A 26,050-nucleotide genomic window follows, 5' to 3' on the forward strand; every position below is an offset into this window, starting at 1 on the left:
CTGATCCGCCCGCGCCGACGCTCGGCTGGAAGCCCCAGCCGAGCGTCGGCACAAGCTGTTCGCGGCCTGATCAGCGTAAACACGTGTTGCGACAACCCCTGGGAACCGTCCTTCGGCGGAGAGACGGTGCCGTTTGTGCCAGCAGGGTCAGTCCAGGGCGTACGCCCGCTTGATGGTCTGCGTCGTGCGGTTGCCCGCGTCGTCCCACACCTCGACGCGCAGGGCCACGAATCCGTTGGTCTCCGCACGACTCGGGTGGCGGACGCTCACGCGGTGGCTCCCGTCGTCGCCGACCCGCACGTCGGCGTCACGCCAGGTGGCGCCGTCGTCGTAGGAGACGGAGACCTTGGCACCGGTGATGTCCTTGTCCCCGGTGTATCCGGCCTGGCGGGAGGTGGTGAGTGTGAATCCGAACCGCTTGCCCGCCTCAGCCCGGTTGAACACGTCCACCGGCACGTCGAAGCCGGTGAGGATCACCGGCAGGGTCGAGCAGTCCGTCGGAGCCCCGTACGCGGCGCGGCACTCCTCGGACTGGACACCCTTCGGCGCGGCCGAGCGGAACGTCCAGGCCGTCTTCTGCTCCGTGCCGAGCCGGACGCCCGAGCCCAGGGCCCGGGTGACGTCGTACTCCATCCGGTAGCTGGCTTCCTCGGGAACGAGCAGCTCCGCGAGGTTGTCGATCTTTGTGTCGTTGCGGTAGTAGCGAGCCGTCATCGCCGTCGCGCCGTACATCCCCCAGTGCGATGACTCGGAGTCTCCGGCAGTCGTGTAGGCGAAGGTGATCCGCTCCGGGGTGCGGCAGAACGCGCACGGCGTGAGCTGCGGCGTCGCGGCGTGCACGGGCCCGCGGTACCAGTCCCGCTCGCGATTCTGACCGGCCTTGAAGGAGGCGACGGGCTCGCGCATCTCGGTGCCCGGCCGACCGGAGTTGACGGACTGCTGGTACGTCATGCCGGGCGCGTACACGTAGTCCTGCCGGGTGGCGGGGGCGTTCAGGTAGGCCTTGGTGCGGAAGGCATAACCGCCCCACGGGTGCCAGGCGCTCATCGTCTCGTTGGCGAGGCGTGGTTCGAGGTCGCTGTAGAAGTGGTTCTCCGTGACGGCGTACTGCTTCCTGTAGGTGGTCATGACGGGCTTTGCGGGCAGGGCGCCCTGGAAGGCAAGCGGGACGAGGTAGGTGAAGCGGCTCTCGGCACGCGTGGCCACCTCCACCGTGACGGGCCTGCGGGCCAGTTCGCGCAGCAACTGCCGGCTGGAGGCCCGGGTGGTCGCGAAGACGGGGATCCTGCGGCCCTCGGTGTCCGTGATCGCCCCGGAACCCGGTTCGGTACGGGCGATCAGCACACCGGCCGCACCCTTGGCCACCGCCGTGTCGACGAGCTTCGACACGTCGACGGCCATGGTGGTGACCACGGCCAGCCGGCCGCGTACATCGCGTCCGGAGTATTCGGCGTCCGAACCGCCGCCTACCGGGACCGACTTGAGGTGGTGTGAGGTGTCCTTCCGCATGCCCAGCGCCGGCGTCACGATGTTCAGGCGGTCCGAGCCCGGCAGGTCCGCCTCGGCGGTGACGAGTGGGTCACGGAGGCCGGTGTCCCGGCCGAAGGTGAGCGTGCCCGTCTCGGCCGTCGACTCCGACGGGATGACGCCTTCGGTGACGACCCGGTCTCCGGCGAGGCCGTAGCTGGTCAGCGAGCCGACGAAGTTCCCCGGACGGGTACGCGTCAGCGACGTCGAGTACCAGGAGTCGGCCGTCGGCCGCTTCTCGTCGGCCACATGCGCCCTCACATCGGCCGCCTTGCGGGCGTCGATGCTGAACTCCATGTCCTTGGCCAGGTCGATTTCGGGCTCGGCGTAGAAGTCGGAGGCGGACTCCGTGCCGTTCACGTCCGTACGGAGCCGGGCGATCACCGAGTAGCGGCCCTTGGGAACGGTGACGGAGTACGAGTCCTGGTTCTGCAGAGTCGCGCTGCGGAACACGACGTCGTCCGTGACCATGTCGAACACCTGGATCGTCGCCAGCGCGGGCGCCTTGCCGTTGCGGTCGGCCAGGTGCACCGTGACATCCGCCTGCGGGGCCCACCTGATGTAGCCGACCGCCGTGACGAGTCGGACGCCGTCGGCGGTGGCGTGCACGAAGCCACTGTGGTAGCTGAAAGCCCCGAGGAACTGGTCGACGGAGAGCGTCACATCGGCGGCACCGTGCGCGGGCACGGTGACGGTGCCGGAGGAGAGGCGGACCTCGTCCTCGACCGTGTCGACACCGCGGTCCATGTCGAGCCCGAGCGAGAGTGTGACGTCCTTGTCGCCGATGTTGGTGTAGGTGAGGGTGCGGTTGAGGGGATCCGTCGGCGTGTCGGAGGCGATGAACGTCCCGAAGTCGGCCTTGGCGCTGGCGAAGACCGTCGACCTGATGCCGTTGGTGAGGTCGACGCGGCCCGCGCCCTCTTCGAAGGGGGTGACCACGGGGAGGTTCTTCGCGGTGCTGGCCAGGGCGTTCTTGAGCTGCTCGCCGGTCATGTCCGGGTGCTTCTGCGCCATGAGCGCGGCGGCGCCCGCGACATGCGGGGTCGCCATCGAGGTGCCGCTGAGCGTCGTGTAGTGGTCGTCGACCGGCGTGCCCAGGGTGGTACCGGCGGCGCGCGCGGCGACGATGTCGACGCCCGGCGCGGAGATCTCGGGCTTCAGCGACCCGCCGCTGTTGCCGGGCCCCCGGCTGGAGAAGTACGCCATCTTGTCGTCGCGGTCGACGGCGCCGACGGTCAGCGCCTTGGCTGCCAGGCCGGGTGATCTGACTGTGCCGGCAGCGGGTCCGGCGTTGCCGGCGGCGATGACGAACAGCGTGCCGTACTGCGCGCTGAGCCGGTTGACGGCCTGGCTCAGGACGTCGTTGGGGGTGCCGTCGCCGCCGAGGCTCATGCTGACGATGTCGGCACCCTGTGCCGCGGCCCACTCCATACCGGCGAGCACCCACGAGTCCTCACCGGAACCGACGTTGCTGAGGACCTTTCCGACGAGCAGGTCGGCGCCGGGCGCGACACCCTTGCGCAGTCCGCCGGACGCGGCACCCGAGCCGACGATGGTCGACGCGACGTGCGTGCCGTGCCCCTGCTTGTCAGTGACGGTCTCGGTCGGTACGAAGCTCTCCGAGGCAGAGATCCTGCCTGCCAGGTCGGGGTGGTCGAGGTCGGCCCCGGTGTCGAGGACGGCGACCTTCACACCCTTGCCGTCGTACCCGGCGGCCCATGCGTCGGGTGCGCCTATCTGCGGCACGCTCTTCTCGAGGAGCGGCTTGACCTGCTGGTCGAGCCACACCTTCTTGATTTCGCGGGCGGCTTTCGCGGGCTGGTCGCCGCCGGTACCGAGTGCGTCGAAGAACTCGTCCGTGTCCTTCTTGCCGAGAGTGGTGGCCGCCGCGGCGATGGACGTGAGGGGACGTGCGCTCGCGTCGGCGAGCGTCTCGGTCCGCGTGTCGAGCGTGCGGGCGGACGGCTTGTCCTTGTAACTGACGATGACGGGGATGGTGGCGCGGTGGGCGTCGTCGTATCCGGCGGCTATCAGCCCCGTGACGTTGAAGAGTTCACGGTCGAGCTTGCCGGAGGCGATGCCGCCCAGTGCGCTGTCCGGGTAGACGTACACGTCGCCGTCGGGCGTCGTCTCACTCTGGAACGACGTGGCCTGCCGGTCCCCGGGGGCGGCCGTCACCGACGTACGGCCGCCCGCCGTGGTGACGTTGACGGTGTCGCCGGTGAGCAGGGTGACGGCGGCCGTGGTCGACCTGGCGGCAGTGGAGGGACTTCGGTCCGTTCCGTAGGCATGCCCCGCGGGCTCGGCCGCGGCGGGTGTCACCGGGCTGATCGCCGAGACCGCGATCGTTGCGGCGACTGCGGCACTGCCGAGCGCCGCGCGCACCGGTCTTCTACGTGTTGGTCGCATGATGAGGTTGTCTCCGGTTCAGTTGCAGTCGGGACCAGGATGCTTGCGGATGTCACGGCCACTGGCGACAGATCCGAGTGGCCGGGTTGTGCCAATGACGCAAGTGCGCCGTGCTGCTCGAGTCCCGAAGTGGCACGCGGGGTGCGACTGCTCGCGCGGGAGGGCCCGGGTGCCGCACTCGGGTAATGACGGGGTAACGCGGGCTTCGTACCGTCTGCCTCCACGTGGTCGTCCGATGCGGGGAGGAACGTCGTGGAATCGGCGGAAGCACCCGTTGTCACCGTCCGCGTTCTCGGCGGATTCCGGGTCGAGTGCCAGGGACGGGAACTGCATCCCGACCGGTGGGTGCGGCTCAGTTCGCGACGCCTGCTGAAAGCCATGGCGCTCGCCGAGGGGACTCGCATGCACCGGACGCGGCTGGCCGCGATGCTGTGGCCCGGTGCCGCACCCCGAGCCGCGGCCGGAAGTCTCCGCGTGGCGCTGCACGCCGTACGCCGCACGCTGGAGCCGGAACTGACGGAGGGCAGACGTTCGGCCTACGTCCTGTCGCACCGGGACGGGTCGGTCTCCCTCGCCGAAGGCCGCGTGGAGGTCGATCTCGGGTCCGCCCTCGCGATCGCCTCGGAGGCGCCGCAGCATGCGGCCCGCGCTCTCCTGGCCGAGGTGCTCCCCGACGACGGGCACGAACCCTTCGTCCTGGCGGCCCGTCGTGCCCACGCCGAGCTGCGGCGCAGGACGGCTCTGGCCTGTGCCGCCCGGCTGCCGGAACGCGAGCTGATCCGCCTCCTGAGGGACGTGCTCCTCATTGATCCGCTCGCGGGAGAGGTGTGCCAGACGCTCCTCGACCGCCTGATCGCGGCGGAGCGCCCCGGAGAGGCGGTGCGCCAGTACCACACGTATCGCGGGGCTCTGCTCGACGCCTGCGGCATGGAGCCCGACCCGCCCTTGCGGGAACTGTTCGCACAGGCCCAGGCCGCGTCCACTGCCCTGCCGCCGCCCCGCGAGGAGGTCCGCCGGACTCCCCTGGTCGGTCGTGACGCCGAGCTGGCCTTCCTGACGAGGCCGCCGGGCCCCGGCGCTTCCCGGGTCGTCGCGGTCACCGGTGAACCCGGTATCGGGCTGACCCGCCTCCTCGATGAGACCGCCTCACATCTGAGGCGGGGAAAGGCCGTCCACGTCCTGCGCGCGAACCCCGCGGACGGGCCCGCGGACGGGCCGTTCGCCGCGGTCCTCGCTGCCGTCGACGCCGGTGTGGCACGGCTGACCCCAGGGGCACGCACCGCCCTGGCTGCGGCACACCCCGGCGCGGCGGCCGTTCTGCCGGCCTTGGACGGAGCCATGGGCCGGGCAACACCCGGAACAGCCTCGGACATTCACGCGCTGGTCGGGACGCTGGCCCGCCGTCTCCCTGTTGTGTGGCTCCTCGACGACCTTCACCAGGCCTCCGCGCCCGCCCTGCGGATGATGGGGAACCTGATCCGTAGGGCGGCCGGACTTCCCGTCCGGTTCGTGTTCTCCCACCGGTTCGCCGGACTGCGGCCACCGCGGGTGCTGGCGGCCGCGCACCCCCTCGTCCTGCGCAGACTCACCCGCGACCAGTGCGTCCTGATGGCCCGTGACCCGGCCGGAGGACACGTCATGTATCTCGCTTCCCGGGGAAACCCGTTGTGCGCGGTGGAGCCGGGGCGTGTGCGGCAGCGGCTGGCACGTGAACCGGCCGCGGTGGTCGAGGTCGTCGACAGGCTGTCGGCGCATTCCGACGGCCTTTCCTACGTAGCTCTGGTGCGGGAGATCGAGCCGGGCCGGAGAACCGGCTTCCTGCAGGGCCTCGAGCAGGCTCTCCGTACGGGATGGGTGGTCGCTGGACGGGGAGCGGCCGGCCCGCACTACGAGGTCGCCCTGCCCGCCGCGCGAGCGGTGACCGAACCGACGAGGGACGAACGGCCCGAAGCGGAGCCTGCGCAAGGCGCGGGCTCCGAGCCCGTACCCGCGGTGGCGGAGACGGTCCGGATGCTGGTCTCGGCCCGGCCTCCTCTCCAGGCGGACGAGCCCGCCTCCCATTCCCCGCCGCGCGATGTCAGTGGCCTTCGGGCCAATGGGACCACCCTTGTCGTGCCGCGTACCAGCCCAGCTGCATACGTGTCGACGCGCCCGCCCGGTCCATCAGTGCCTTGACCCGGCGCAGGACCGTCCTCCTCCCCAGGCCCAGGTGACGGGCGATACCGTCGTCGGTCAACCCGCTGAGCAGGAGGGTGAGTAACTGGGCGTCCTCCTCGAACAGTTCGCCGGCAGACAGTTCGCGGCCGGGGGGACGGCCGGCCAGAGCGGCCAGGGAGATACCGGTGTCCCAGAACCGTTCGAACAGGGCGATCAGGCCGCTGAGCAGGGGACTCGGGCGCACCAGTACCGAGCCGAGGCCGCCCGGGGCATCGTCGTTCGACGCGGGGAGGATCGCCAGTTCCCGGTCGACGATCATCAGTTTCATGGGGAGAACGGGACCCGACCTCGCCTCCTCGCCCGCCTCGACGTAGCGGCTGATCCGGACGATCGCGCTGGGCGCCTCCAGGGCCCGGGGGTCGTACAGAGTGCGGTAGCGCACACCGGCCGACAACTGCTCCAGCTCCCGGACGTTTGACGCTCGAGCGTCGCCGCCGTGCCGGATGACGTACGGCGGCACATCGAAGATGAGGACCTCGTCACGTGCTTTGCTCTGGATCTGGTCGACACGCTGGGCGACCGCCTCGTCCGGCGTGAACTCGACGGACAGGTCCGTGTCCGGTCCGTGGGCGGGCGCCGGGTGGGCGAGGGCGAGCCGGCTCAGCGCCGCGTGAGCGGTGTGCACCTCCTGCAGCCGCCGCAGCAACAGGACTTCGCCCGCGATGTCCGGTGGGGACGCGATGACACGGGGCTGTGCGCCGGCCGTGCGGCTCAGCAGGCCGAGATCCGTCAGATTCGTCAGTACCGCCTCTACCCGCTCCGCCGCCAGCCCGACGAGGCCGGGCAGGCGGCGGATCTCACACGGGCCCGTGCGTATCAGCTCGCTGTAGACGCGGGTCTCTTCCTCCGAAAGTCCGAGTGCTTCGAGCACGACAACCCCTCCGTGTCAGGTGCCTTCGTGAGGAGCCTCGGGGCTGCCGGGCGCGTACGGAACCATGCCGTCCGTGTCGGGTGCGCACAGTAACGCTCGAGTAACACCAAGGTGGCCCCCTGCCTGTCGTCAGGCATCGAGCGGGTGGTTATGGTGTGCGCCATGTCAGGACCCGCCCGATTCCCCGCCGCCGCGCAGCTGTCGCTGAACCTCCTCGGCGGGTTCACGGCGGTGCGCGACGACGACGTGGACATACCCCGGCGATGGCGGCGCAGCACGGCCCAGACTCTGGTGAAGCTCCTCGCGGTGGCCCCCGGCCTGCGGCGGCACCGCGAAGAGGTGATGGAGCTGCTCTGGCCGGGTGTGTCCATGGAAGCGGCCGCCAGGAACCTCCGCGTCACCCTGCACGCCGCCCGGCACGCGCTGGAGCCGGAACTCGCTCCCCGCACCCCGTCTTCGTTCCTCCTGACCGAAGGCGACCTGCTGCTGCTCCCGGCCGACCGGGTGCGGGTGGACGTGGACGAGGCCGAGGAAGCGGCCCGTTCCGCCCTTGCCTCCGGCGATGTACGGGCGCTCGATACCGTTCTGGTTGTCTTGGGCCACGAACTTCTGCCGGAGGACCGGTACGCCGACTGGGCGGGCGAACGACGGCGGCGCCTCGACGTCCTGCGCGAGCGGCTCGTCAAGGCACTCGCCGAACGACTCCTGGCCGACGACCGGACGGACGAAGCGGTCGCCGTGCTCCAGGTGGCGGTGGACCGCACCCCGACCGACGAGGCCCTCCACCTGCTGCTGGCCCGCACATGGTGCGCCATGGGCCGGCCGCGTCAGGCCATTCGTCAGTACCACGCCTGCCGTGAGGCCCTCGCCGACGAACTGGGCACCCGTCCCGGCGCCGGCCTCGAAAGCGTGCACCGCGCCGCCCTGGCGGCCCTCGACACACTCGGGACCGCGTCGGTCGCCCGCCCCGCCACGAACTCCGTGCCGCTGCCCGCGGCCATCCGCCGCCCTGAGCGGCTCCCGCTCTTCGGCCGGGAGCGCCCGCTCGACCTCCTCGTCCGGCACGCCATGTCCGGCCCTGACGAGACTCCGCTCGTCGTGGTGCGCGGAGAGGCGGGAATCGGGAAGACCCGGCTTGTCGCGGAAGCGGCCCGCCGAGCTGCCGCGGAGGGCGTCCGCGTGCTGTGGGGCACGGGACACGAGGCCGAAGGCCAGACACCGTACGGCGTCTTCGCCGACGCGCTCGACGGCCACCTCGCGCAGTACGGCGCTGACGAACGGTCCCGGCTCAGCGCCGAGCACGTCGGTCTCGCCGCCCTCGTACCTTCGCTGGGCGCCGCACCGCCCGCCGCCGCGAGCCCGGAGGAGGAGCGGGCCAGGCTGTTCCGCGCCGTCGACGGAGTGCTCACCGACCTCGCGGCGGACCGGCCGGTTCTCGTCGTCCTGGACGACCTGCACGCCGCCGACCCCGGGTCGCTCGGGCTCCTGCACCACCTGGTGCGGACGGGGCAGGGCCGGCGCCGACGGTTCATCGCCACGTACCGGGACGAGATGCTCGCGGCGGACGACCCGCGCCGACAGGTCCTCGACGGCATCGTCCGTCAGCGCATGGCGGTCGATATCGACCTTCTCCGGCTGAGCCGCGCCGACTGCGCGGGACTCGCCACCGCGGCGTCGGACCTCGCCGGACGAGCCACCGACCGCAGAGCCGCCTCGCGCCTCTTCCGGCTCTCACTCGGCAATCCGCTCTTCGCCCTGGAACTGGCCACCAGCCCGGACGGGGACCTGGAACGCCTGGCGCCGGCCCACCCGACGCCGGCCGAGCCCGGCACGGACGCCGTTCCGGACAGCATCCGCCAACTCGTCCGCGGCCGGCTCGCCCGTCTGCCCGAGGACGCGCGGCGCGCACTGAGCGCCCTGTCGGTCGCGGTGGGGGCCGCCGTCTCGCTCGTCGAGATCGAGACCGTGGCGGCTGACGGCCTCCACCCGCCTCTCACCGGACCCGAGGTGACGACAGCACTGGACGCCGCACTGGACGCAGGCGTCATCGAGGAGCGGGACGTCGTCCTCGGCGGAAGATCCGCACTCGGCTACGCCTTCCGGCACCCCCTGGTGCGACTCGCATGCGCCGAGCAACTGAGCCGGGCGAGCCGCAGGAGGATCCACCAGAGCTACGCCGACGTCCTGCTGCGCCTGCGCCCGGACGCCGTCGACGCGCTGGCCCACCACATGTCGGTGGCCCAGGACCCCCGCGCACCCCTCCAGTTGCGGGCGGCCGCCGACCGTGCGGCCGCCCTCTACGCCAACGACAGCGCCTGCGTCTACTACCAGGAGCTGCTGGCATGCCTCGACGCGACCGACCCCGCCGCGGCACCCGAAGCGCGGCTGGCCTGGGGCCGGGTGCTGTGGCGGGCAGCCCGCTACGCCGAGGCCGAAGACGTACTCCGACGCGCCTACGACGACCTCATGACGGCAGCGGACCACGTCGGAGCCCTGCGGGCCGCGGTGTCCCTGGCCGAGGCGCTCGGGCGCGCCGGGCGCCCTCTGGACGGTCTCGCCGTCCTTGCGGCAGCGCCCGAATCGCCCCGGTCCGCGGCGGCCGACCGCGCCCGCCGGGAGCTCGCTGTGGGCGCCCTCAGTTTCTACGCCGGGCGCTACGACGACACGCTGGCTGCCCTGGACCGTGCCGAAGGGGAGACCGCCGACCTCGCAAGCCGCGACCGCTTGCCCCTCCTCGCGCGTCTGTTCACGATCCGCGCCGCCGCGCAGCTCGTCTCGGGACGGCTCATCGAGAGCCGTGAGGCCGCCCAAGAAGCCCTGCGCGCCGCCGAGAAGAGCGATGACGCCACCCTGCTCTCCAGCGCCCTGTCCGTCGTAGGCGAACTGGCACGCGAAGAGGGACGGCTGGACGCGGCGCGGGACATCGCGCGGCGCGCCGTGTCCACGGCCAGGCGGACGGGGGACCCGACCCTGCTCGCCTTCGACCAGAGCAATCTCGCCGGTGCGGAGCTCCTCGCGGGCGACCAGGTGCGTGCCGCGGCACTGGCCGACGCCGCTGTCCGACTGGCCCGTTCGCTGGGCTCTTCGTGGGTGCTGCCCTACGCCCTGGTGGTGCTCGCCGAGGTGGAACTGCGGTGCGGGCGCCTGCCGCAGGCGGAGGCGGCGCTCGGCGAATGCGCCGAAGCCGTCGCGCTCACGAGGGATCCGCAGGTGCTCGACGGCATGCGACGGCTGTCGGAGGAGCTCGCCGCAGCCTGGACCCGGCGGTCCGGGTGAGGGAGTGCGCCGGCGGTGGTGCCGATTTGATGGCGCCGTTCCATGGACAGGTATTCACCGGCGAGACGGCGCGGGAACCGGCCCCGGCTGCGGCCGTCGCTCCATGCTCACCCTCAATGGCCGGCTTCCGGCCACCCTCCCGCCCGACCTCGTGGACCTCACCCCGGCCGAGATCCGCCGTCTACTGGCAACTGCCCACCCCTGTCCACCCTCTACCGCCCCGGCTGTCCTCCCCCGACCGGCCGGGGCTTTCTCCAAGGGCTGTCGTCCCCGTGCTGCGGCTCCTCCGGAGTGGGGATGTGGGCGTGCGGACGCCGGCAACGGCGAACGCCCGGCGGCACGACCGCCGGCGCGCTTCGAAGGCGTCGGGGGAGGACCCCGACGCCTTCGTGTCGTTGTCCTATCCTTGGCGGCGCCGGCGGATCATCAGCAGAGTGCCGAGCCCGACGCAGCAGACCGCGATGGCGGCGAGTAGGCCCAACGGGCGGTCACCGCTGCCGGTGTCGGGGAGCATGTCGTGCGGGTGGGGGTGCGGGTGCGGTGGAACGGGGCCCGTGTGGGTCGGCGTCGGGGTCGGAGTGGGGGTCGGGGTCGGAGTGGGGGTCGGGGTCGGAGTGGGGGTCGGACTGGGCCCGGCCTTCACGAGGACGGTCTCCGCCTGAAGGCCGAGGCCATGGCCCACGGGCACCTGGCCGCCGGTCAGGGCGTCGTGAGTCACCTCGGCGTCGAAGCTGTAGCAACCGGCGGCTTCTGGGTGTGCGGCGTCGGTCGTCTTCGTACCGTCCGAGGTGAACACCAGGGGGGTGAGGCGGGCCGCCACCGGCAGGTCCGGCGCGGACCAGTCGATGCCGGCGCAGGTGCCGTCGGCGCCGGGCGCGAGGGGTCCGTAGAGCGTGACGGCGGCGGTCAGCGTGCGGCTGCCGGGCAGGCCGGACACCGTGACGTCGTCGCTCACACTGTCGCCCGCCTGCACGGTGGTGGCAGACGCCCGGGTGGTGACGGAGAGAACGGGCGGTACGTACCGGGGCTCGACCAGGAACGTCTCGTGCGGTTCGCCCGGGGCGAAGGAGACGTCCTCGCCGACGGCCGGGTCCAAGGTGGCGCCGAAGGAGTAGCAGCCCGGCTCGTCCATGGTCTGTTCCGGCGTGGTGGTGCGGTCGGAACCGGTCAGCGTCACCGAGTCGAAGCGACGCGCGACGGGCGGTGTGCCGGTCCAGTCGACGTCGGCGCAGCCACCGTTCACCGCGCTCAGGGGCCCGTAGAGAGTGATGTCGAGCGAGCCATTCCCGGTGAGGCCGGAAACGATGACGGTGTCGGTGACGGTCTCACCGGTGGTGAGCGTGGCAGCGGAGACCTCGCTGGTCATCCGGGGCGGGTCGCCGGCCGCGATGTCCACGGTCACGGCCGACTTGCCCTTGAGCGGCAGTGCCTCGGCGAGCATCATCGCCTGCACCTTGTAGGCGGGGTCGCCCTTCATGAGGGTGCCGATCTGTGCCGTCACCGGCCCGGTGGCGGCCAGGGTTGCGGAGGCGGGCGTGACCGAACGCAGCCAGAGCAGGCCACCGGGAGCGACGGTGCCCCCGCTCGTGAACGGCTGGGTGCCCGCGGCGTCGGTGAACGCTTCGGCGCCCTCGACGGTGACGGTGACCGGACCGGTCGCGTTGGCACCGATGGTGAACGGGCCGATCAGCTCTCCGGCCGCGCCGCCGTCGGGGCCCTCGATCGTTGGGGTGGGATCGGCGGCGGCTGGGGCCGGGCCGGCGGCCAGCACGTCGGTGACGATCTTCTGCACGACCTCGTAGAGCGCCTTGTCCTGGTAGTCCGGCGGCATCACGATGCCGTCGGTGAAGTAGTGGATGGCCATCGCTACCGTGCCCGAGCGCTGACGGTTGGCCACCGTCGCATTGGTGGAGGGCACCGCGGGCAGGTCCGTGGCGGGCCAGTACTCCTGCAGGATGCGCTGGACGTAGCCCGCGTTGCGGATGGTTCCGGCCGGCTCCGGGTCATAGCCGGTCCCGGTGCGCTGGCCCTGCGCCCACTGGACGCAGTAGGCGGAGCCGATCACCGTCGTTCCGGTGGCATCGCGGAAGTTGTAGCGGCAGGCGTTGGTGCCGTTGGTGACGGTGAAGCCGAGGCCGGCCGGGTCGTAGCCGAAGTCCGGGTAGGCGTGGGCGGTCGGGTCGTAACTCTCGGGGGCCGCGTACGGCTTGGGCTGGGTCTCCCGTACACCGACCTCGATGCAGCCGTTCGTGCCGTACTGCACGGCGGCGAACGGCTCGGAGGGCGGCACCTCATCCGCCTTCGCACGGGGCAGAACCGCCACGGCGCAGGTCATCAGGACGCCGAGGACGAGTGCCAGAGAGGTGACGAACGTGCCGATGCGTGAGCGCGGCATGAAGCAGCCTTCCGTTGAGAAAATATGACAAAACAGACTCTCGGTCAGTGCCGGCCGGTACAGGACCGTCCACGCCGGACACGCCTCAGCGATCCCCCGGCTGCCGCATTCGAGGTCGCGGCCGGGACTGAGCGTCTGCCAGTACCAGTCCGTCTCGTCGTTGTCAGGGCTGCTCCCACCCTCACCGGCACTTCCCGGATCAGGCTGCCCTCAGCTCTAACCGTCTGCTATGACAGAACGGCCGAGTAGATCTCTCACCCAACTTCGGAATCACGACGCCTCATGGCGCACAGCTCTGCGAGTCTTCTCGCTGCTCGAGTCGGAGGGCCCTCCGGCCTTCGTGGAGAGCGCTGGGACGTTGGCCCACACGGCGAACTGGAGTAGTCGCCAGGTCCCCTGGTGGTGAGCGTGCCTTCCTGGATGCGCGGGAGGCGTTTGCGCGCGCAGCCCAGGCAACTCTCGCACGATAGAGACCCAGCGCGGACACGGCTGCGCGCCCCGAACCACGGCGCGGGCACGCCTCGTTCAGGCGACGAGCCGGCTCGGCTTCGTCGGCTCTGGGCGACCCCAAGGGATTGACAGGGGCATGACTTATGTCTAGCTTCCTCAGCGGCTGCGGTGTCACATCAGACCCCCTGCCCCCGGGAGGATGCACATGGCCGCATCGTTCGCCACTCATCGCGCACTCGATGGTGGGACGTACCACTTGGAGGGCGACATCGACCTCCAGGCGCCGTGCACTTCGGCTGTCGAGGTCCTGGCCGGTGGCCGGCTGGTCGAATTCACCGCCGGCCCGGCCTCTCTGGGGGACGATGTCGCCGCCTCCCTGGGTATCGGGTCACCCGAATCCGAGCTCACCTTCCAGAAGGGCGCGCTGCGCATCTTCCGGTCGGTCGAGCGCGAGCCGCGCTCGGGGCTCGTGGAGCGGCCGTCGCTCGTCGTGTGGCGTGGCGAGCGCCACTCACTCGTGACCCGGTTGTACGGCATGGGCGTGGCCGAGGTGCTCGGGCTGCTCCGGTCGGTGCGTATCGGGGAGAGCGAGTACGGGCTCACCCTCCAGCCGGACCCCTCGGCCGGAAGCGCCTTCGCGCGTCCCGCGACGCTGATCAAGGAGGTACCCGGCCTCGGGCTGCTGGAGCTGTCGCGGCGCACGAAGGAGCACACCGCCCAGCTCCCGCCTTGGAAGGGGGTGGCGGTCGCGTCCGGCGAGCTTTTCCGCGACACGCTCTCCGACGGCAGCCCGTTCTTCGTGCTCTCCTCCACCGCGATCTGGGCCACGGTGGTGCCACTGGCGTCGACTCCCGTCGAGAGGGTGCCCGAACTCGTCGGGCGACTCACGCTGCGGCACACCGGGTGATCCGCCGGTGATCGGCTTCTGCGGCGGGCTGACCGCCTCCCTCGTCATCCTGACCCTGCTCATGGGTGCGGGCTCCCATGCCGCCAGTCCGGCTGCCCTGGGCGACGCGCTGTGGGCGCACGGCGTGCTGGGTCCGCGGTTCCGCAGGTCGGCGGCCGTCGTGCTGCCGGTCGCGGAGGGTGTCCTGGGGGCGGCCGGCGCGGCCGCGCTCGTTACAGGTCACCAGCGGGGGCTGCAGGCCGTACTCGTCGCGGGAGCCGCCGTCTTCGCGCTCTACGCCGGCTATACGCGTCACGTCCTCGCCCTCGGCCGTGGAGGGCCGTGCGGCTGTTCCGGCCAGGATGTGCCCCTGAGCCGCTGGGTGACCCGGCGGGCCGCGGCCCTCGCCGTGTTCGCGATGAGCGGCGCCGCCGTCGTCGGGGCCGGCCCCGTACGCCTCTCCACGGCGGAGCTGATCACTCTGCTGCTCGCGGCTCCCGCCTGCACAACGCTGCTGTGGTACCTGCCCGCTGCCATGCACGAGCCGACCCCAGCCTCCGTCCACCCGCCGACCAGGGCCACTGCTCACCAGCAGGACAGGGCCACCGTGCACCGGACCGCCGAAGGAGTGCCAACGCGATGGACTTCACCACCAGCGCCCTGATTGCCTCGTGGGCGGCGATCGCGCTGCTCGCGCTGGTCGTCTCGGGGCTCATCAGGCAGGTGCACCAGCTGTCACGAACGCAGCCGCACCGCCCCGGGCGGGTGGGCATCGCCCCCGGCGCACAGGCGCCCGGGCTCGATGCGACCCGGCCCGATCCGGCAGGGCTCGACGGCCTCCTGACACCGGGCCGCGCCGCGCTGCTGCTCTTCCTCGACGCGGACTGCCGCACCTGCGGCCAGGTGCTCGCCGAGGCCGGTGCCTGGACGGTCCGCCAGAGCGACGCGGCCGCCCCGCAGGTACTCGGGCTCTACGCGGGCGCCGGGCCGCAGGCCGGCGACGGCGCCGTCCCGGTCAGGGACCACCGTCCGGAGCTGTTCACGGCCTACGACATCCCCGCCACCCCCTACGCGGTGGCCATCGATCCGGAACTCCGGATCGTGCGTTCCGAGCCGCTCGGTTCACCCACCGCGCTGCTGCGGCTGCTCGACGACATCGCACCCGCAACGCCGAGGAGCCGGCCGTGACTTCACTGCAGGACGTGCCCACGCTGCGCCGCTCAGGGAGCGGTGGCCGCCGCTCCCGGACCGGGCGCGGGGCCCTTCCCGCCTTCGCGCCGTCCAGGCGCACCGTGCTGCAGGCGGCGACCGCCGCGGGCTTCGCCGCGCTGGGAGTGTTCTCCGCCGCCCGGGAGGCGTACGCCGACGGATACGACATCTGGACCGGTGCATGCCCGAGTTACGCCGAGGACCACAACTGCTCCCCGGGCTGCGGGCCCAGCACCATCTATGCCGACGCGTGCGTGACCTCGGGGACGAACACCGGCTTCCACCGGACGGACGGAGTCACCTGGACCCTGCGGCCCAACCAGTGCTACGCCGGTACCTACGACGGCTGGCTGTGGCGCTACAGCGCGGCTTGCGGCAGTTGCGGCTGCGGTATCGAGAGGCGGTGCCACGACGGGTACCGCAACACCGGCTCCGGCTGGGTGAAGTCCATCTGCCGCTGGACCACCGACTGCGACTGCCCCGGCTCCGTCACCTGGCCGACCATCGGCAGCGGTGCCACCGGGCCCGACGTCTTCACCATCCAGCATCTGCTCACCCACCACGGGCATCCCACGGATGTCGACGGCATCTTCGGTACGGACACCGAGGCGCAGGTCGAGGCGTTCCAGTCGGCGAACGGACTCAGCCCCACGGGAAGCGTCAGCGCGGCGACCTGGCCGGTCCTGGTGGTCACCGTGCGCCAAGGAGACGTGAACGATGGCGTACGGGGCGCGCAGCGGCAGCTCAACAAGCACGGTTCCGCACTGACCGTCGACGGCAACTTCGGTTCGCTCACCCGGCAGGCCGTCGTCTCGTTCCAGTCCCTGCACGGCCTGACCGCCGACGGAGTGGTCGGCCCGAACACCTGGCTCACACTGACCGGGACGGTCTAGGTGGGCGAGTCCGTCCGTCCCGCGGACCGGCCGAGCGGCGCCCGTGCCGTACGGGTGCTGCTCACCGACCCCGTTCTGCCCGTGGCGGCCCTGGGGATCGCGGTGATCGCCGCCGTCCTCCACGCCCCCGTGCTGACCTGGGCGATCACCGGTGGTCTGGCCGGCTACTCGCTCTCCGGCTCCGTTTGAACGCGTAACAGCGCTTTCGCGCTGGCCTCGCCAGGTTGGCGGGCAACGTACAGACAGGCGCTGGTCCTCGGCGTGTTCACCTGTGGTCTGCTGGCCGGAGGGGTGCTTTCGGCCGGGGTGCTGTGGCTCGTATCCGGTCTCTTCACGCCGCTTCCGGTCGGCGTGCGGCAAGGGCTGATCGTGGCTGTCGCGCTGCTCGCCGCGTTGCGTGACGCGGGCAAGCTGTCGCTGCGGCTGCCGCAGAACGCCCGGCAGATACCGCAGGACGTCCTGCGGCGTCATCTTGCGCGCGGAGCACTGCAGTTCGGCTTCGAGCTCGGCACGGGCGTGCGCACCTACGTCTCGGCGAGTGCGCCGTACGCGATGGCGGTAGCAGTGCTGCTGTCCGGGGGCTCTTACGCGCCCGCCCTGGCCGCCGGACTCGGCTTCGGAGCCGGCCGGGCACTCACCCCGGCCCTGCGCAGGCTCTCCGGAGACGGGGAGTGCTGGGACGACCGCCTCGCGGAGCGGCTGAGCGGCATGACCGTCGTGTGCTCCGTGCTGATGGCCGCTGCCGCCTGCGGGGTCTGGCGGTAGTGGCTTCGCCCTGCCTCGGCCAGGAGCCGGGCACCTCATCGCGCCAGGTGGCGTCTGCAGGCCGGTTGTGCCGTAGGTCTGGTCCTGTGGCAGATGGTGATGGTGTGGACACGTCACGCAGGGGGAGGCCAAACTCGCCTCAACCCTCTAGCGGGGAATCGGGAAGGACTCACAACGGAGGCGCCATGTTGAGGCGTACGATCCAACTCGCTCTCGCATTTGTCATGATCATGGCTGCATCGGTAGGGGGAGTGCTGGCCACCGCCGGCCCTGCCCAGGCCGACGAGTGCTACAGCTGGGGCCGCACGCTGTTGGAAGGCATGTCGGGAGCCGACGTGACCCAGCTGCAGATCCGGGTGGCCGGGCATGTCGACTACGGCGAGATCCTCTCCGTCGACGGCAACTTCGGCCCGCGGACCAAGGCCGCGGTCATCAAGTTCCAGCAGGCGTACGGACTCGGAGCGGACGGCATCGCGGGCTCCCAGACGTTCAGCAAGATCTACGCACTGCAGGACCCGGACTGCACCCCCATCCACTTCACCTACGCCGAGCTGAACAACTGCAACTCCGACTGGTCCGGTGGTGCGGTGAGCGCCGCGACGGCCAAGTCCAACGGCCTGCGCACGATGTGGAAGCTGGAGGCACTGCGGCACGCGATGGGAGACGTGCCCATCGTCGTGTCGAGCGGATTCCGCTCCACGGCCTGCAACAATGCGGCGGGCGGTGTGTCGAACAGCAGGCACCTCTACGGTGACGCCGCCGACCTGATCGGCAGCCCGTCGTTCTGCGCACTCGCCCAGCGGGCTCGCTCGCACGGCTTCGGCGGCATCTACGGCCCCGGCTACCCGAACCACAACGACCACACCCACGTGGATGGCAGCACCAGCCGCTCCTGGTCAGCCCCCAACTGCGGGGTCTGACCGGCACGTCGCCACCGTACCCGCACAGCAGCCCGCCTTCCCGGGGCCGGAGTCCGGCCCGGGGAAGGCGGGCCCGTACCGGCCGCAGGGTGCGCGGCCGATCAGGCTCCGGTTCGTCCACGGGCAGGCACCGCCGTGGACGGACCGGAGCAGACCTGCTGAGCCGCTGCCCCTCACTCTCCCCCCCGCATTCGAGTAGGAGTGAACCGATGTCCTCCCGGATCCCCTGGCGTGCCCGCGCCGGAACTGCCCTGCTGGCGGTGCTCGCCGGTACCGGCGCGTTCGCCGCCCCCGTTCCCGCCCAGGCAGATTCCCAGCCCGAGAGCCTGCGGAGCGTCACCTACCACGGCTACCGCATCGAGGTGCCCGCCGACTGGCAGGTGGTCGATCTGGCCGAGAACCCGCGTGCCTGCCTCCGGTTCGACAGACCCGCCGTCTACCTGGGTGAGCCCGCCGAGCAGAACGACTGCCCCGCCGGAGTCGTCGGCCGTTCGGCGGGCATCGTCGTGGAGCCCATCACCGCCCGCTCCGCCGGGCAGGCGACGGCGGCGACCGCACGGACCCAGCGCGGCAAGGCCATCGCCCCGTCCGCCGCTTCCAGCAACGACACCATCCAGATCGCGGTCGAGGACGCCGGCGTCCTCGTGACCGCCGCCCACACAGCGGAGACGGAGAACCTCGTACGCGGCGTTCTCGCCTCCGCCGAGCTGACCGAGGGCGCCGAGCGCACCGCGCTGCCGGGCGCGGCCCAGCGCTCAGATGCCACCCCCCTGGCCGCGGCCGGACCGCAACCCGGCAGTTACCAGGGCAAGGGCTTCGACGCCTGCGCCGCTCCCTCGCAGGCCGCGATGAACGCCTGGCAGGCGAGTTCGCCGTACAGCGCGGTCGGCGTCTACATCAGCGGATCCTTCCGCGGCTGCGCCCAGCCGAATCTGACGGCGAGCTGGGTGACCAGCCAGACCGCCAACGGATGGCGTCTGTTCCCCATCGACGTCGGCCGCCAGGCCCCCTGCACCAGCTACTCGCTGAAGATGTCCACCGACCCGGCCACGGCCAAGTCCCAGGGCGTCACCGCGGCCGCCGGTGCCATCACCGCCGCGTCGAACCTCGGCATCCCGGCGGGCAGCGCCATCTACAGCGACATCGAGGCGTACACCTCCACGGCCTCCTGCAAGGCGTCCGTGCTGTCGTACCTGTCCGGCTGGACCGAACGGCTGCACAGCAGCGGCTACCTGTCGGGCTTCTACTCCAGCGCCGCCTCCGGCATCAAGGACGCCGCCGCCGAGTACAACAACGGCGCCTACACACGCGTCGACCACCTCTTCTACGCGTGGTGGAACGGCGCCGCCGACACCAACACCGGTTCCTACGTGCCGTCCTCCTACTGGTCCAACCACCAGCGGATCCACCAGTACGCGGGTGAGGTCACCGAGTCCTACGGCGGCTACTCGATCAACATCGACCGCGACTACCTGGACGTCGGCAACGGCTCCACGCCCACACCCGGCTGCAGCGGGGCGAACCTCGACTTCACCGCGTACTCCACCGTCCGGAGCGGCTCGACCGGAGACCGGGTCAAGGCCGCCCAGTGCCTGCTCAAGGCCGCCGGATTCGACCCGGGTACCCCCGACGGGATTTTCGGGCCCGACACGACCGCCGCCGCCCGGAACTTCCAGGCCGGCAAGGGGCTCACGGCGGACGGTGTGGTCGGCGCGAAGACCTGGACGGCCCTGCTGTCCCGCGGATCCACCCCGACCGTCCAGAGCGGCTCGACGGGCGAGGCCGTCACCCGGCTCCAGCGCGCCCTGACCGCCGCGCTCGGCCGGACGGTGGCCATCGACGGCGTCTTCGGCTCGGGCACCGCCCAGGCCGTACGCGACTACCAGTCCTCGCGCGGGCTGGGCGCCGACGGCATCGTCGGCCCCGCCACCTGGGGCGCCCTCCAGTCCGGAAAGTGAGCGGGCGAATGAACAGGAATGTGAGGCAGAGACCGTGAGACGACTCGCACGCATCATCACGCTGTTCACTGCTCTGACGGGCCTGTTCCTCGGGCTTGGCGTCCCCGCGCAGGCCTTCCCGCAGGCGGCGTTCCCGCTGACCAGCAACGGCAACCGGGGTTCCGACGTCGTCGCGCTGCAGCACCTGCTTGCCGCGCACGGCCGCTCCGTGGCGGTGGACGGCGCCTTCGGCTCGGGCACGCAGAGCGCCGTGGTGGGCTTCCAGCAGTCCAAAGGCCTGACCGCGGACGGCGTTGTGGGGCCCGCTACCTGGGGCGCCCTCGCCATCACCGTCCGCCAGGGTGACAACGGGCCTGCGGTGGCAGCCCTCCAGTCGCTGCTCAACGCCAAGCGGGGCGCCGGACTCTCGGCCGACGGGGCATTCGGACCCGCCACCGGCACCGCCGTCCGTGCCTTCCAGTCCCATGCGGGGATCAGCGCGGACGGCGTCGTCGGGCCGACCACCTGGCAGAACCTGCTGTGGCACTACGAGAACATCGACTTCGGCGGCAGCACGATGTGCGCACAGAGCCCCGACGGCAACACGGGTGCCCACTGGGCGACAGCCGGCGCCGTCGGCCAGCTGGAGGCCGCCGCCGCCACCTTCGCCGCCACAGGGAACGGCAGACTGCCGGTGGGCGACGCCGGCTTCGAGCACGGCGGGGACATTCCCGGCCACGGCAGCCACGAAGTCGGGATGGACATCGACGTGTGGCCCGCCCGCACCGACTCGGCGCAGTGCACCGCGGGGCGCATCACCTGGCAGTCGAGCACGTACGACCGGGCGGCCACCCGCAGGCTCGTGCAGGAGATCCGCGCGAAGGCCCCCGGCCACGTCCAGCTGATCTTCTTCAACGACCCGCAGCTGATCTCGGAAGGGCTGACCACGAGCTACGCCAACCACGACAACCACCTGCACATCCGCTACCGGTAGCGGCCCGGCCGCGGGACCCGGGCCTCGCCCGCGGACCCGCGGCCGTCCGCAGCGCTCAGCGGATCACCAGTGTGGTGCCGGCCACGGCGGGAACCAGTTCCCCGATGACCAGATGTCCGGGTACCTCCCCGGCGATCAGCAGCCCGCCGGAGGTCTGTGCGTCGGCAAGCAGGTGCAGCTCGTCCTGGCTCGCCCGTCCCGCGTCAAGGTGCGGGCGCACCCAGTCGAGGTTGCGCCGGGTGCCGCCGCTGACGTACCCGGCCCGCAGGGACTCCCGGGCGCCGTCGAGCACGGGGACGGCGGCGGCGTTCACCACGGCCGTGACGCCGCTGGCCCTGGCCAGCTTGTGCAGATGGCCGAGCAGCCCGAATCCGGTCACATCGGTGGCGCACACGGCGCCGACCTCCAGGGCAGCCGCGGCTGCCCTGTCGTTGAGCATTGTCATGGTGGCGACGGCGTGTGCGAAGACCTCGCCGGTCCGTTTGTGGCGGTTGTTGAGTATGCCGACGCCCAGCGGTTTGGTCAGGGTCAGCGGCACGCCCGGCCGGCCGGCGTCGTTGCGCAGCAGCCGGTCCGGGTCCACCAGGCCCGTCACGGCCATCCCGTAGAGCGGTTCCGGGCTGTCGATGCTGTGGCCGCCGCCGACGAAGCAGCCGGCTTCGCGGGCCACTTCGAGCGCTCCCGCCAGGACCTCCCGGGCCAGCTCCGCGGGCAGTACGTCACGGGGCCAGCCCAGCAGGTTGAGCCCGACGACGGGCCGGCCGCCCATCGCGTAGACGTCGGACAGGGCGTTGGCCGCGGCGATCCGGCCCCAGTCGCGGGCGTCGTCGACGACGGGTGTGAAGAAGTCGGCCGTCGACACCAGGGCCGTGCCGTCACCGGTGAGCACCACGGCGGCGTCGTCACCGTCGTCGAGTCCGACCAGCAGCCGGTTCTTGTTGCCGCCGAGGGCCTGCCCGGGGTTCCCGGGCGGCAGCAGTCCCGCGACCATCGCCTCCAGTTCCCCCGGAGGAATCTTGCAGGCGCAGCCGCCTCCGTGTGCGAACTGGGTCAACCGCACGGGCGCGGCCGGTACGGCGGCGGGGCCAACTGTCGTCATACGGCGATCCTTTCACCCCTTGCCCCAGCAGTGTGCGGGGACCACAATCTTGCTCCGGAGGCGTTGGGCGGGCTGGTGCCCCTCCCGATCTTCAAAATCGGTGTGGTCCGGGAACCGGGCCAGGCGGGTTCGATTCCCGTCCGCCTCCGCTGACTTCGATCGGGGTGGCACGGGTGGCGGACAAGACGGACGAGCCGCCCGCGGACATCCGGAGGCAGGTGCCGAGCACCACGGTGCTCCTCGGCGACCCCCGGCTGAGCGAGGCATCCGCACGGCTGGGCAGGCCGCTCGTCAAGGCCGCGGTCGGTACCGCCCAACAACTCGTACGCGAAGGACGGATCGGACCGGGCGACGCGGTCCACGCCGCACTCGCCGCGCTCCCCGCACACACAGGCGGACTGAGGCCCGTGCACAACGCCACCGGCGTCGTACTGCACACCAACCTGGGACGGGCCCCGCTGTCGCGGTCCGCACTGGAGGCCGTGGCGGCGGCAGGCGGATACACGGACGTCGAGCTGGACCTGAGCACCGGCAGACGGGCGCCACGCGGCCGCGGCGCCATGGCCGCCCTGCGGGAAGCGGTGCCGGCCGCGGAGGCGGTGCACGTGGTCAACAACGGAGCCGCCGCCCTGGCCCTGGCGGCGGTGACGCTGGCCCCGGGGCGCGACATCCTGCTCAGCCGGGGCGAGTTCGTCGAGATCGGCGACGGATTCCGGATACCCGAACTGCTGGTCTCCTGCGGCGCACGGATACGCGAGGTCGGCACCACCAACCGGACCCGTCTCGGCGACTACGCGGACGCCGCGGGCCCGGACACAGGTTTCATCCTCAAGGTCCACCCGTCGAACTTCACGGTGAGCGGCTTCACCGGGGGAGTGGAAACCGAGGAACTGGCGTCCCTCGGCCTTCCCGTCGTCGTCGACATCGGCTCCGGCCTCCTCGCTCCCGACCCGGTGCTGCCGGACGAGCCCGACGCGGCCACGGCCCTGCGCGACGGGGCCACCCTGGTCACCGCCAGCGGGGACAAATTGCTCGGCGGGCCGCAAGCCGGGCTGGTCCTCGGCGTGGCCGCCGTCGTGGAACGGATGCGCCGCCATCCGCTGGCCCGAGCCCTGCGCGTGGACAAGTTCACCCTGGCCGCGCTGGAAGCGACACTGCGCGGTCCCGAACCTCCCGTGCACACAGCCGTGCACATGCCGCTGCCGCAGCTGCGCATCCGCACGCTGCGCCTGGCCGAGGAGGCTGCCCGCCGAGGCCTGGACGTGCGCGTCGTACCCCACGAGGCGGTGGTCGGAGGAGGCGGTGCGCCCGGGACCGTTCTGCCGTCCTGTGCGCTCAGCATCCCCGACAACCTGGCAGAATCCCTGCGCACCGGTGAACCGGCCGTGCTCGGGCGGGTGGTGCGCGGCCGGCTGCTGCTGGACCTCCGGTGCGTACCGGAGGAGTCCGACAGCGACATCCTCGCCGCGGTGCTTCGCGCGGCGGGGCGGTGAACATGCGGGTCATCGCGACGGCCGGGCATGTCGACCACGGCAAGAGCACACTGATCCACGCGCTGACCGGCACCCACCCCGACCGGCTGGCGGAGGAGCGGCGCCGTGGCCTGACCATCGACCTGGGCTTCGCATGGACGGATCTGCCATCGGGCGAACGGCTGGCGTTCGTCGACGTCCCCGGACACGAGAGGTTCGTGCCCACCATGCTGGCCGGCGTGGGACCCGTGCCCGCGGTGCTGTTCGTCGTCGCCGCCGACGAAGGCTGGAAGCCCCAGTCCGCCGAACACCTCGCCGCCGTGAACGCCCTCGGCGTACGGCACGGACTGCTCGTCATCACCCGCTGCGACATGGCCGACCCCGGTCCGGCCACGGTGCAGGCACGGGACCGGATCCGGTCCAGCACCCTCGGCAGCGTCGAGGCCGTGGCCGTCAGCGCCCGCACCGGCGCGGGAATCGCCGAGCTGCGCGCCGCCCTCGACCGGCTGGTCGCGCGGCTGCCGGACGGGGACGCCGAATCCCTGGTGCGGCTGTGGATCGACCGGTCCTTCACCGTGCGCGGCAGCGGGCTGGTGGTCACCGGCACCCTCGGGGCGGGGCGGATCCGCAGGGGCGACGTCCTGGTGACCGCACGCTCCGGCAGCCCCGTGCGCGTCAGAGGGCTGCAGGCCCTCGGCGAGGAGACCACCCTGGTGCGGGCCACCGCCCGCGTCGCCGTCAACCTCCGAGGCCTCGAAAAGGAGTCGACGGGCCGTGGTGACGCCCTCCTCACACCCGACAGTTTCCTCCCCTGCCTGAGCTGCGACGTGCGCGTACACGGCGGAACACCTGCCACAGAACTGCCCCGCACCGCTGTCGCCCACATCGGCTCGGCGGCGGTGCCCGTGCGCGTACGGACGCTCGGTCCGGACCTCGTCCGCCTGACCCTGCCGGAACCACTGCCGCTGCGCATCGGCGACCGCGCGGTGCTGCGCGATCCCGGCCTGCGACGGGTGCTCGCCGGTCTGACGGTGCTCGACCCCCAGCCGCCGGAACTGCGGCGCCGCGGCGCGGCGGCACGGCGGGCCGCCGAGCTGGGCGACGCCCACGGCGCGCCGGCCGAGGCCGCCGAGCTGCGGCGCCGACTTCTGGTCAGGCGGGGGCAGTTGACCGCGATGGGGGTGGCAGTCCACACCGCGCCTGTCGTGGGGGACTGGCTCGCCGACCCTGCACACTGGACCACCCTGCGCGCCCGGCTGGCCGAACTGGTGGCGGCGTACCTCTCCGAGCGGCCCACCGAGGACGGCATACCGGTGGAGGCCGCCCGACATCGTCTGGGGCTGCCCGCGGTCTCCCTCGTTGAGGCACTGGTCACGCCGCCCCTGCGGATGAGCCGCGGGCGCGTGACCGCCGGGCCCACGGCACAGCCTGCCCCTGTGGCGGACGCGGTGCGCCGGCTCACCGCTGAACTCGACGGGCGGCCCTTCGCCGCCCCCAACGCCCAGCGGCTCCTGGAACTCGGCTTCGGCCGCCGTGAGCTCGCCGCGGCGGTGCGCCACGGAGCGGTACTGCGGCTCGCGGAGCACGTGGTGCTGCTGCCGGACGCCCCCCGACTGGCGGCCGACCGGCTGAGCGAACTCGACCAACCGTTCACCGTGGGAACGGCGAGTCGCGCCCTGGACACCAGCCGACGCGTCACCGTTCCCCTGCTGGAGCACTGTGACGGTCAGGGCATCACCCAGGTGCTTCCTGACAAGCGCCGCCGGTGCACGCACCAGCGGCGGTCGGCGTGACGGCAGGGTGCAGCCGGTACCCCATGTAGTCAGCCTTGGGGTTCGGCGCCGCGGTATGCCGAGCACATGCCGATGAGCCCGCCGTTCCTGGTAAGGGCGAAGTTGTAGGCATCGTCGCGGTCCCATGGCATCGTCGCGCTCACTTCGCGTCGGGGCGGTGGCTGGGACTGCTTGTACTCCTCGAACTCCGGTCCCTGGCCGGATCGCACTTCGCCGCTCCGCCGCAGGCCGGGCACGTGCACTCTGTCCTTGCGCCATGACGTGCGGCGGCCGGGACCGCCAAGGTCCCGGCCGGTCCGCGGTTCACGCGGAGGTACCACACGATGACAGCGCCTCGGCCCTCAAAGGGGCCTCCCCGTCCGCACAGGGAGCGGCAACACGCCCCACCTCTCTCATGCGCCGGACGGCCGCGCGCATCGTGGAGCGCAGTGCGTCCGGCGGACCGGCCGTCGGCACACGCCTGGTCGAACGGGCGCTCGCCGATGCAGAACACCAAGGTCCGGCTGAAGTACCGGGGTGGATTTGCCTTTACGGGGTTGGGAGACACGTTCTGCGTGGTGCGGGGGAGGAGCCCTGATGGCGCGCTCCTCCGCCGGGTTCCCGCCGGTGCCGTCAGCGTCTGCGGGAGGGGCGGCGGCCGGCTCCGATTCCCGCTATGTGCAGGGCCAGAAGTGCCAGACCCAGGAGCATGAGGTTCACGGAGGAGAAGACGTCGTTGGTGGTGATGTCTGCTGCGTTGATCAGGAAAGCGATGACGAACAGGACGGCTGCGGCTATGCCGAGCATGGAGTGCTCCTCTCGAAGGCGTGCAGTGCGTGTGCCCTGATATCCCAAGGGCAGACCCCGATTCCGCCTTGGCTTCGAGACGGCGACCGGGCTGTGTGTGGGGGTTCCGGGGGTGTGCTTCGCAGCCGGGGGTAGGAGAGGGAGGAGAGCG

The 26,050-nt window shown here is 71.7% G+C and carries 19 protein-coding genes and 1 tRNA gene; 14 read left to right on the top strand and 6 right to left on the bottom strand.

Annotated features, from left to right (window positions below; genetic code table 11):
* Positions 1-147: 147 nt before the first annotated feature.
* Positions 148-3,936, bottom strand: a complete 3,789-nt coding sequence (locus OG912_RS33485; RefSeq protein WP_327712556.1) for a S8 family serine peptidase — start codon at positions 3,934-3,936, stop codon at positions 148-150.
* A 252-nt stretch (positions 3,937-4,188) separates the two neighbouring features.
* On the opposite strand from OG912_RS33485, the gene OG912_RS33490 reads away from it, so the two are divergent.
* The gene (locus tag OG912_RS33490) at positions 4,189-6,111 is read left to right on the top strand and encodes an AAA family ATPase (RefSeq protein ID WP_327712557.1); all 1,923 of its coding nucleotides are present in this window, start codon (positions 4,189-4,191) and stop codon (positions 6,109-6,111) included.
* On the opposite strand, the gene OG912_RS33495 is transcribed toward OG912_RS33490, so the two are convergent.
* The gene (locus OG912_RS33495) at positions 6,014-7,024 is read right to left on the bottom strand and encodes a helix-turn-helix domain-containing protein (RefSeq protein WP_327712558.1); all 1,011 of its coding nucleotides are present in this window, start codon (positions 7,022-7,024) and stop codon (positions 6,014-6,016) included. The two genes, OG912_RS33490 and OG912_RS33495, sit on opposite strands and share 98 nt — an antisense overlap.
* Before the next feature lie 162 nt (positions 7,025-7,186).
* On the opposite strand from OG912_RS33495, the gene OG912_RS33500 reads away from it, so the two are divergent.
* The gene (locus OG912_RS33500) at positions 7,187-10,300 is read left to right on the top strand and encodes an ATP-binding protein (RefSeq protein WP_327712559.1); all 3,114 of its coding nucleotides are present in this window, start codon (positions 7,187-7,189) and stop codon (positions 10,298-10,300) included.
* Positions 10,301-10,700: 400 nt separating this feature from the next.
* On the opposite strand, the gene OG912_RS33505 is transcribed toward OG912_RS33500, so the two are convergent.
* On the bottom strand, positions 10,701-12,695 hold the full coding sequence (locus tag OG912_RS33505; protein WP_327712560.1) for a hypothetical protein: 1,995 nt from the start codon (positions 12,693-12,695) through the stop codon (positions 10,701-10,703).
* Positions 12,696-13,350: 655 nt separating this feature from the next.
* Here OG912_RS33505 and OG912_RS33510 point away from each other — a divergent pair.
* The 9 genes from OG912_RS33510 to OG912_RS33550 all read left to right on the top strand — a co-directional run bounded on the left by OG912_RS33510 (position 13,351) and on the right by OG912_RS33550 (position 20,749).
* The gene (locus OG912_RS33510; RefSeq protein ID WP_327712561.1) at positions 13,351-14,052 is read left to right on the top strand and encodes a hypothetical protein; all 702 of its coding nucleotides are present in this window, start codon (positions 13,351-13,353) and stop codon (positions 14,050-14,052) included.
* A gap of 7 nt (positions 14,053-14,059) precedes the next feature.
* Positions 14,060-14,695, top strand: a complete 636-nt coding sequence (locus OG912_RS33515; RefSeq protein ID WP_327712563.1) for a MauE/DoxX family redox-associated membrane protein — start codon at positions 14,060-14,062, stop codon at positions 14,693-14,695.
* Entirely contained in the window at positions 14,671-15,219 is a 549-nt protein-coding gene (locus OG912_RS33520; protein WP_327712564.1) for a hypothetical protein, read from the top strand. The genes OG912_RS33515 and OG912_RS33520 overlap by 25 nt, the downstream gene beginning before the upstream one ends.
* Positions 15,216-16,133, top strand: coding sequence for a peptidoglycan-binding domain-containing protein (locus tag OG912_RS33525; protein ID WP_327712565.1), 918 nt, complete (start codon positions 15,216-15,218; stop codon positions 16,131-16,133). Before OG912_RS33520 ends, OG912_RS33525 begins: the two co-directional genes overlap by 4 nt.
* On the top strand, positions 16,134-16,322 hold the full coding sequence (locus OG912_RS33530) for a hypothetical protein (RefSeq protein WP_327712566.1): 189 nt from the start codon (positions 16,134-16,136) through the stop codon (positions 16,320-16,322).
* Positions 16,323-16,394: 72 nt separating this feature from the next.
* Positions 16,395-16,898, top strand: a complete 504-nt coding sequence (locus OG912_RS33535) for a hypothetical protein (RefSeq protein ID WP_327712568.1) — start codon at positions 16,395-16,397, stop codon at positions 16,896-16,898.
* Between the two features lie 185 nt (positions 16,899-17,083).
* Positions 17,084-17,818 (top strand): D-Ala-D-Ala carboxypeptidase family metallohydrolase, encoded by a 735-nt coding sequence (locus OG912_RS33540; RefSeq protein WP_327712569.1) that lies wholly within the window; start codon positions 17,084-17,086, stop codon positions 17,816-17,818.
* A 209-nt stretch (positions 17,819-18,027) separates the two neighbouring features.
* Entirely contained in the window at positions 18,028-19,776 is a 1,749-nt protein-coding gene (locus OG912_RS33545; protein ID WP_327712571.1) for a glycoside hydrolase domain-containing protein, read from the top strand.
* Positions 19,777-19,810: 34 nt separating this feature from the next.
* Positions 19,811-20,749, top strand: coding sequence for a penicillin-insensitive murein endopeptidase (locus OG912_RS33550; RefSeq protein ID WP_327712572.1), 939 nt, complete (start codon positions 19,811-19,813; stop codon positions 20,747-20,749).
* 55 nt (positions 20,750-20,804) lie between these two features.
* Here OG912_RS33550 and selD read toward each other — a convergent pair whose 3' ends face one another.
* Positions 20,805-21,848 carry a selenide, water dikinase SelD gene (gene selD, locus OG912_RS33555; protein ID WP_327712573.1) on the bottom strand — a complete coding sequence of 348 codons (1,044 nt, stop codon included), beginning with the start codon at positions 21,846-21,848 and terminating at the stop codon, positions 20,805-20,807.
* A 56-nt stretch (positions 21,849-21,904) separates the two neighbouring features.
* Between selD and OG912_RS33560 the strand changes: the two genes are divergently transcribed.
* From OG912_RS33560 to selB, 3 genes are all read left to right on the top strand, one after another.
* Positions 21,905-21,998 (top strand) — tRNA-Sec (locus OG912_RS33560).
* A gap of 23 nt (positions 21,999-22,021) precedes the next feature.
* The gene (selA, locus tag OG912_RS33565; protein ID WP_327712574.1) at positions 22,022-23,341 is read left to right on the top strand and encodes an L-seryl-tRNA(Sec) selenium transferase; all 1,320 of its coding nucleotides are present in this window, start codon (positions 22,022-22,024) and stop codon (positions 23,339-23,341) included.
* A gap of 2 nt (positions 23,342-23,343) precedes the next feature.
* Positions 23,344-25,113 carry a selenocysteine-specific translation elongation factor gene (gene selB / locus OG912_RS33570; RefSeq protein ID WP_327712575.1) on the top strand — a complete coding sequence of 590 codons (1,770 nt, stop codon included), beginning with the start codon at positions 23,344-23,346 and terminating at the stop codon, positions 25,111-25,113.
* A 29-nt stretch (positions 25,114-25,142) separates the two neighbouring features.
* Here the strand turns inward: selB and OG912_RS33575 are convergent, their stop codons facing one another.
* Both OG912_RS33575 and OG912_RS33580 read right to left on the bottom strand, forming a co-directional pair.
* Entirely contained in the window at positions 25,143-25,322 is a 180-nt protein-coding gene (locus OG912_RS33575) for a hypothetical protein (protein ID WP_327712576.1), read from the bottom strand.
* A gap of 403 nt (positions 25,323-25,725) precedes the next feature.
* Positions 25,726-25,899: a hypothetical protein gene (locus tag OG912_RS33580; protein ID WP_327712577.1), complete on the bottom strand. Its 174-nt coding sequence runs from the start codon at positions 25,897-25,899 to the stop codon at positions 25,726-25,728.
* Positions 25,900-26,050: the final 151 nt, after the last annotated feature.

The sequence above is a fragment of the Streptomyces sp. NBC_00464 genome, assembly GCF_036013915.1.
In the GTDB taxonomy this organism is placed as follows: domain Bacteria; phylum Actinomycetota; class Actinomycetes; order Streptomycetales; family Streptomycetaceae; genus Streptomyces.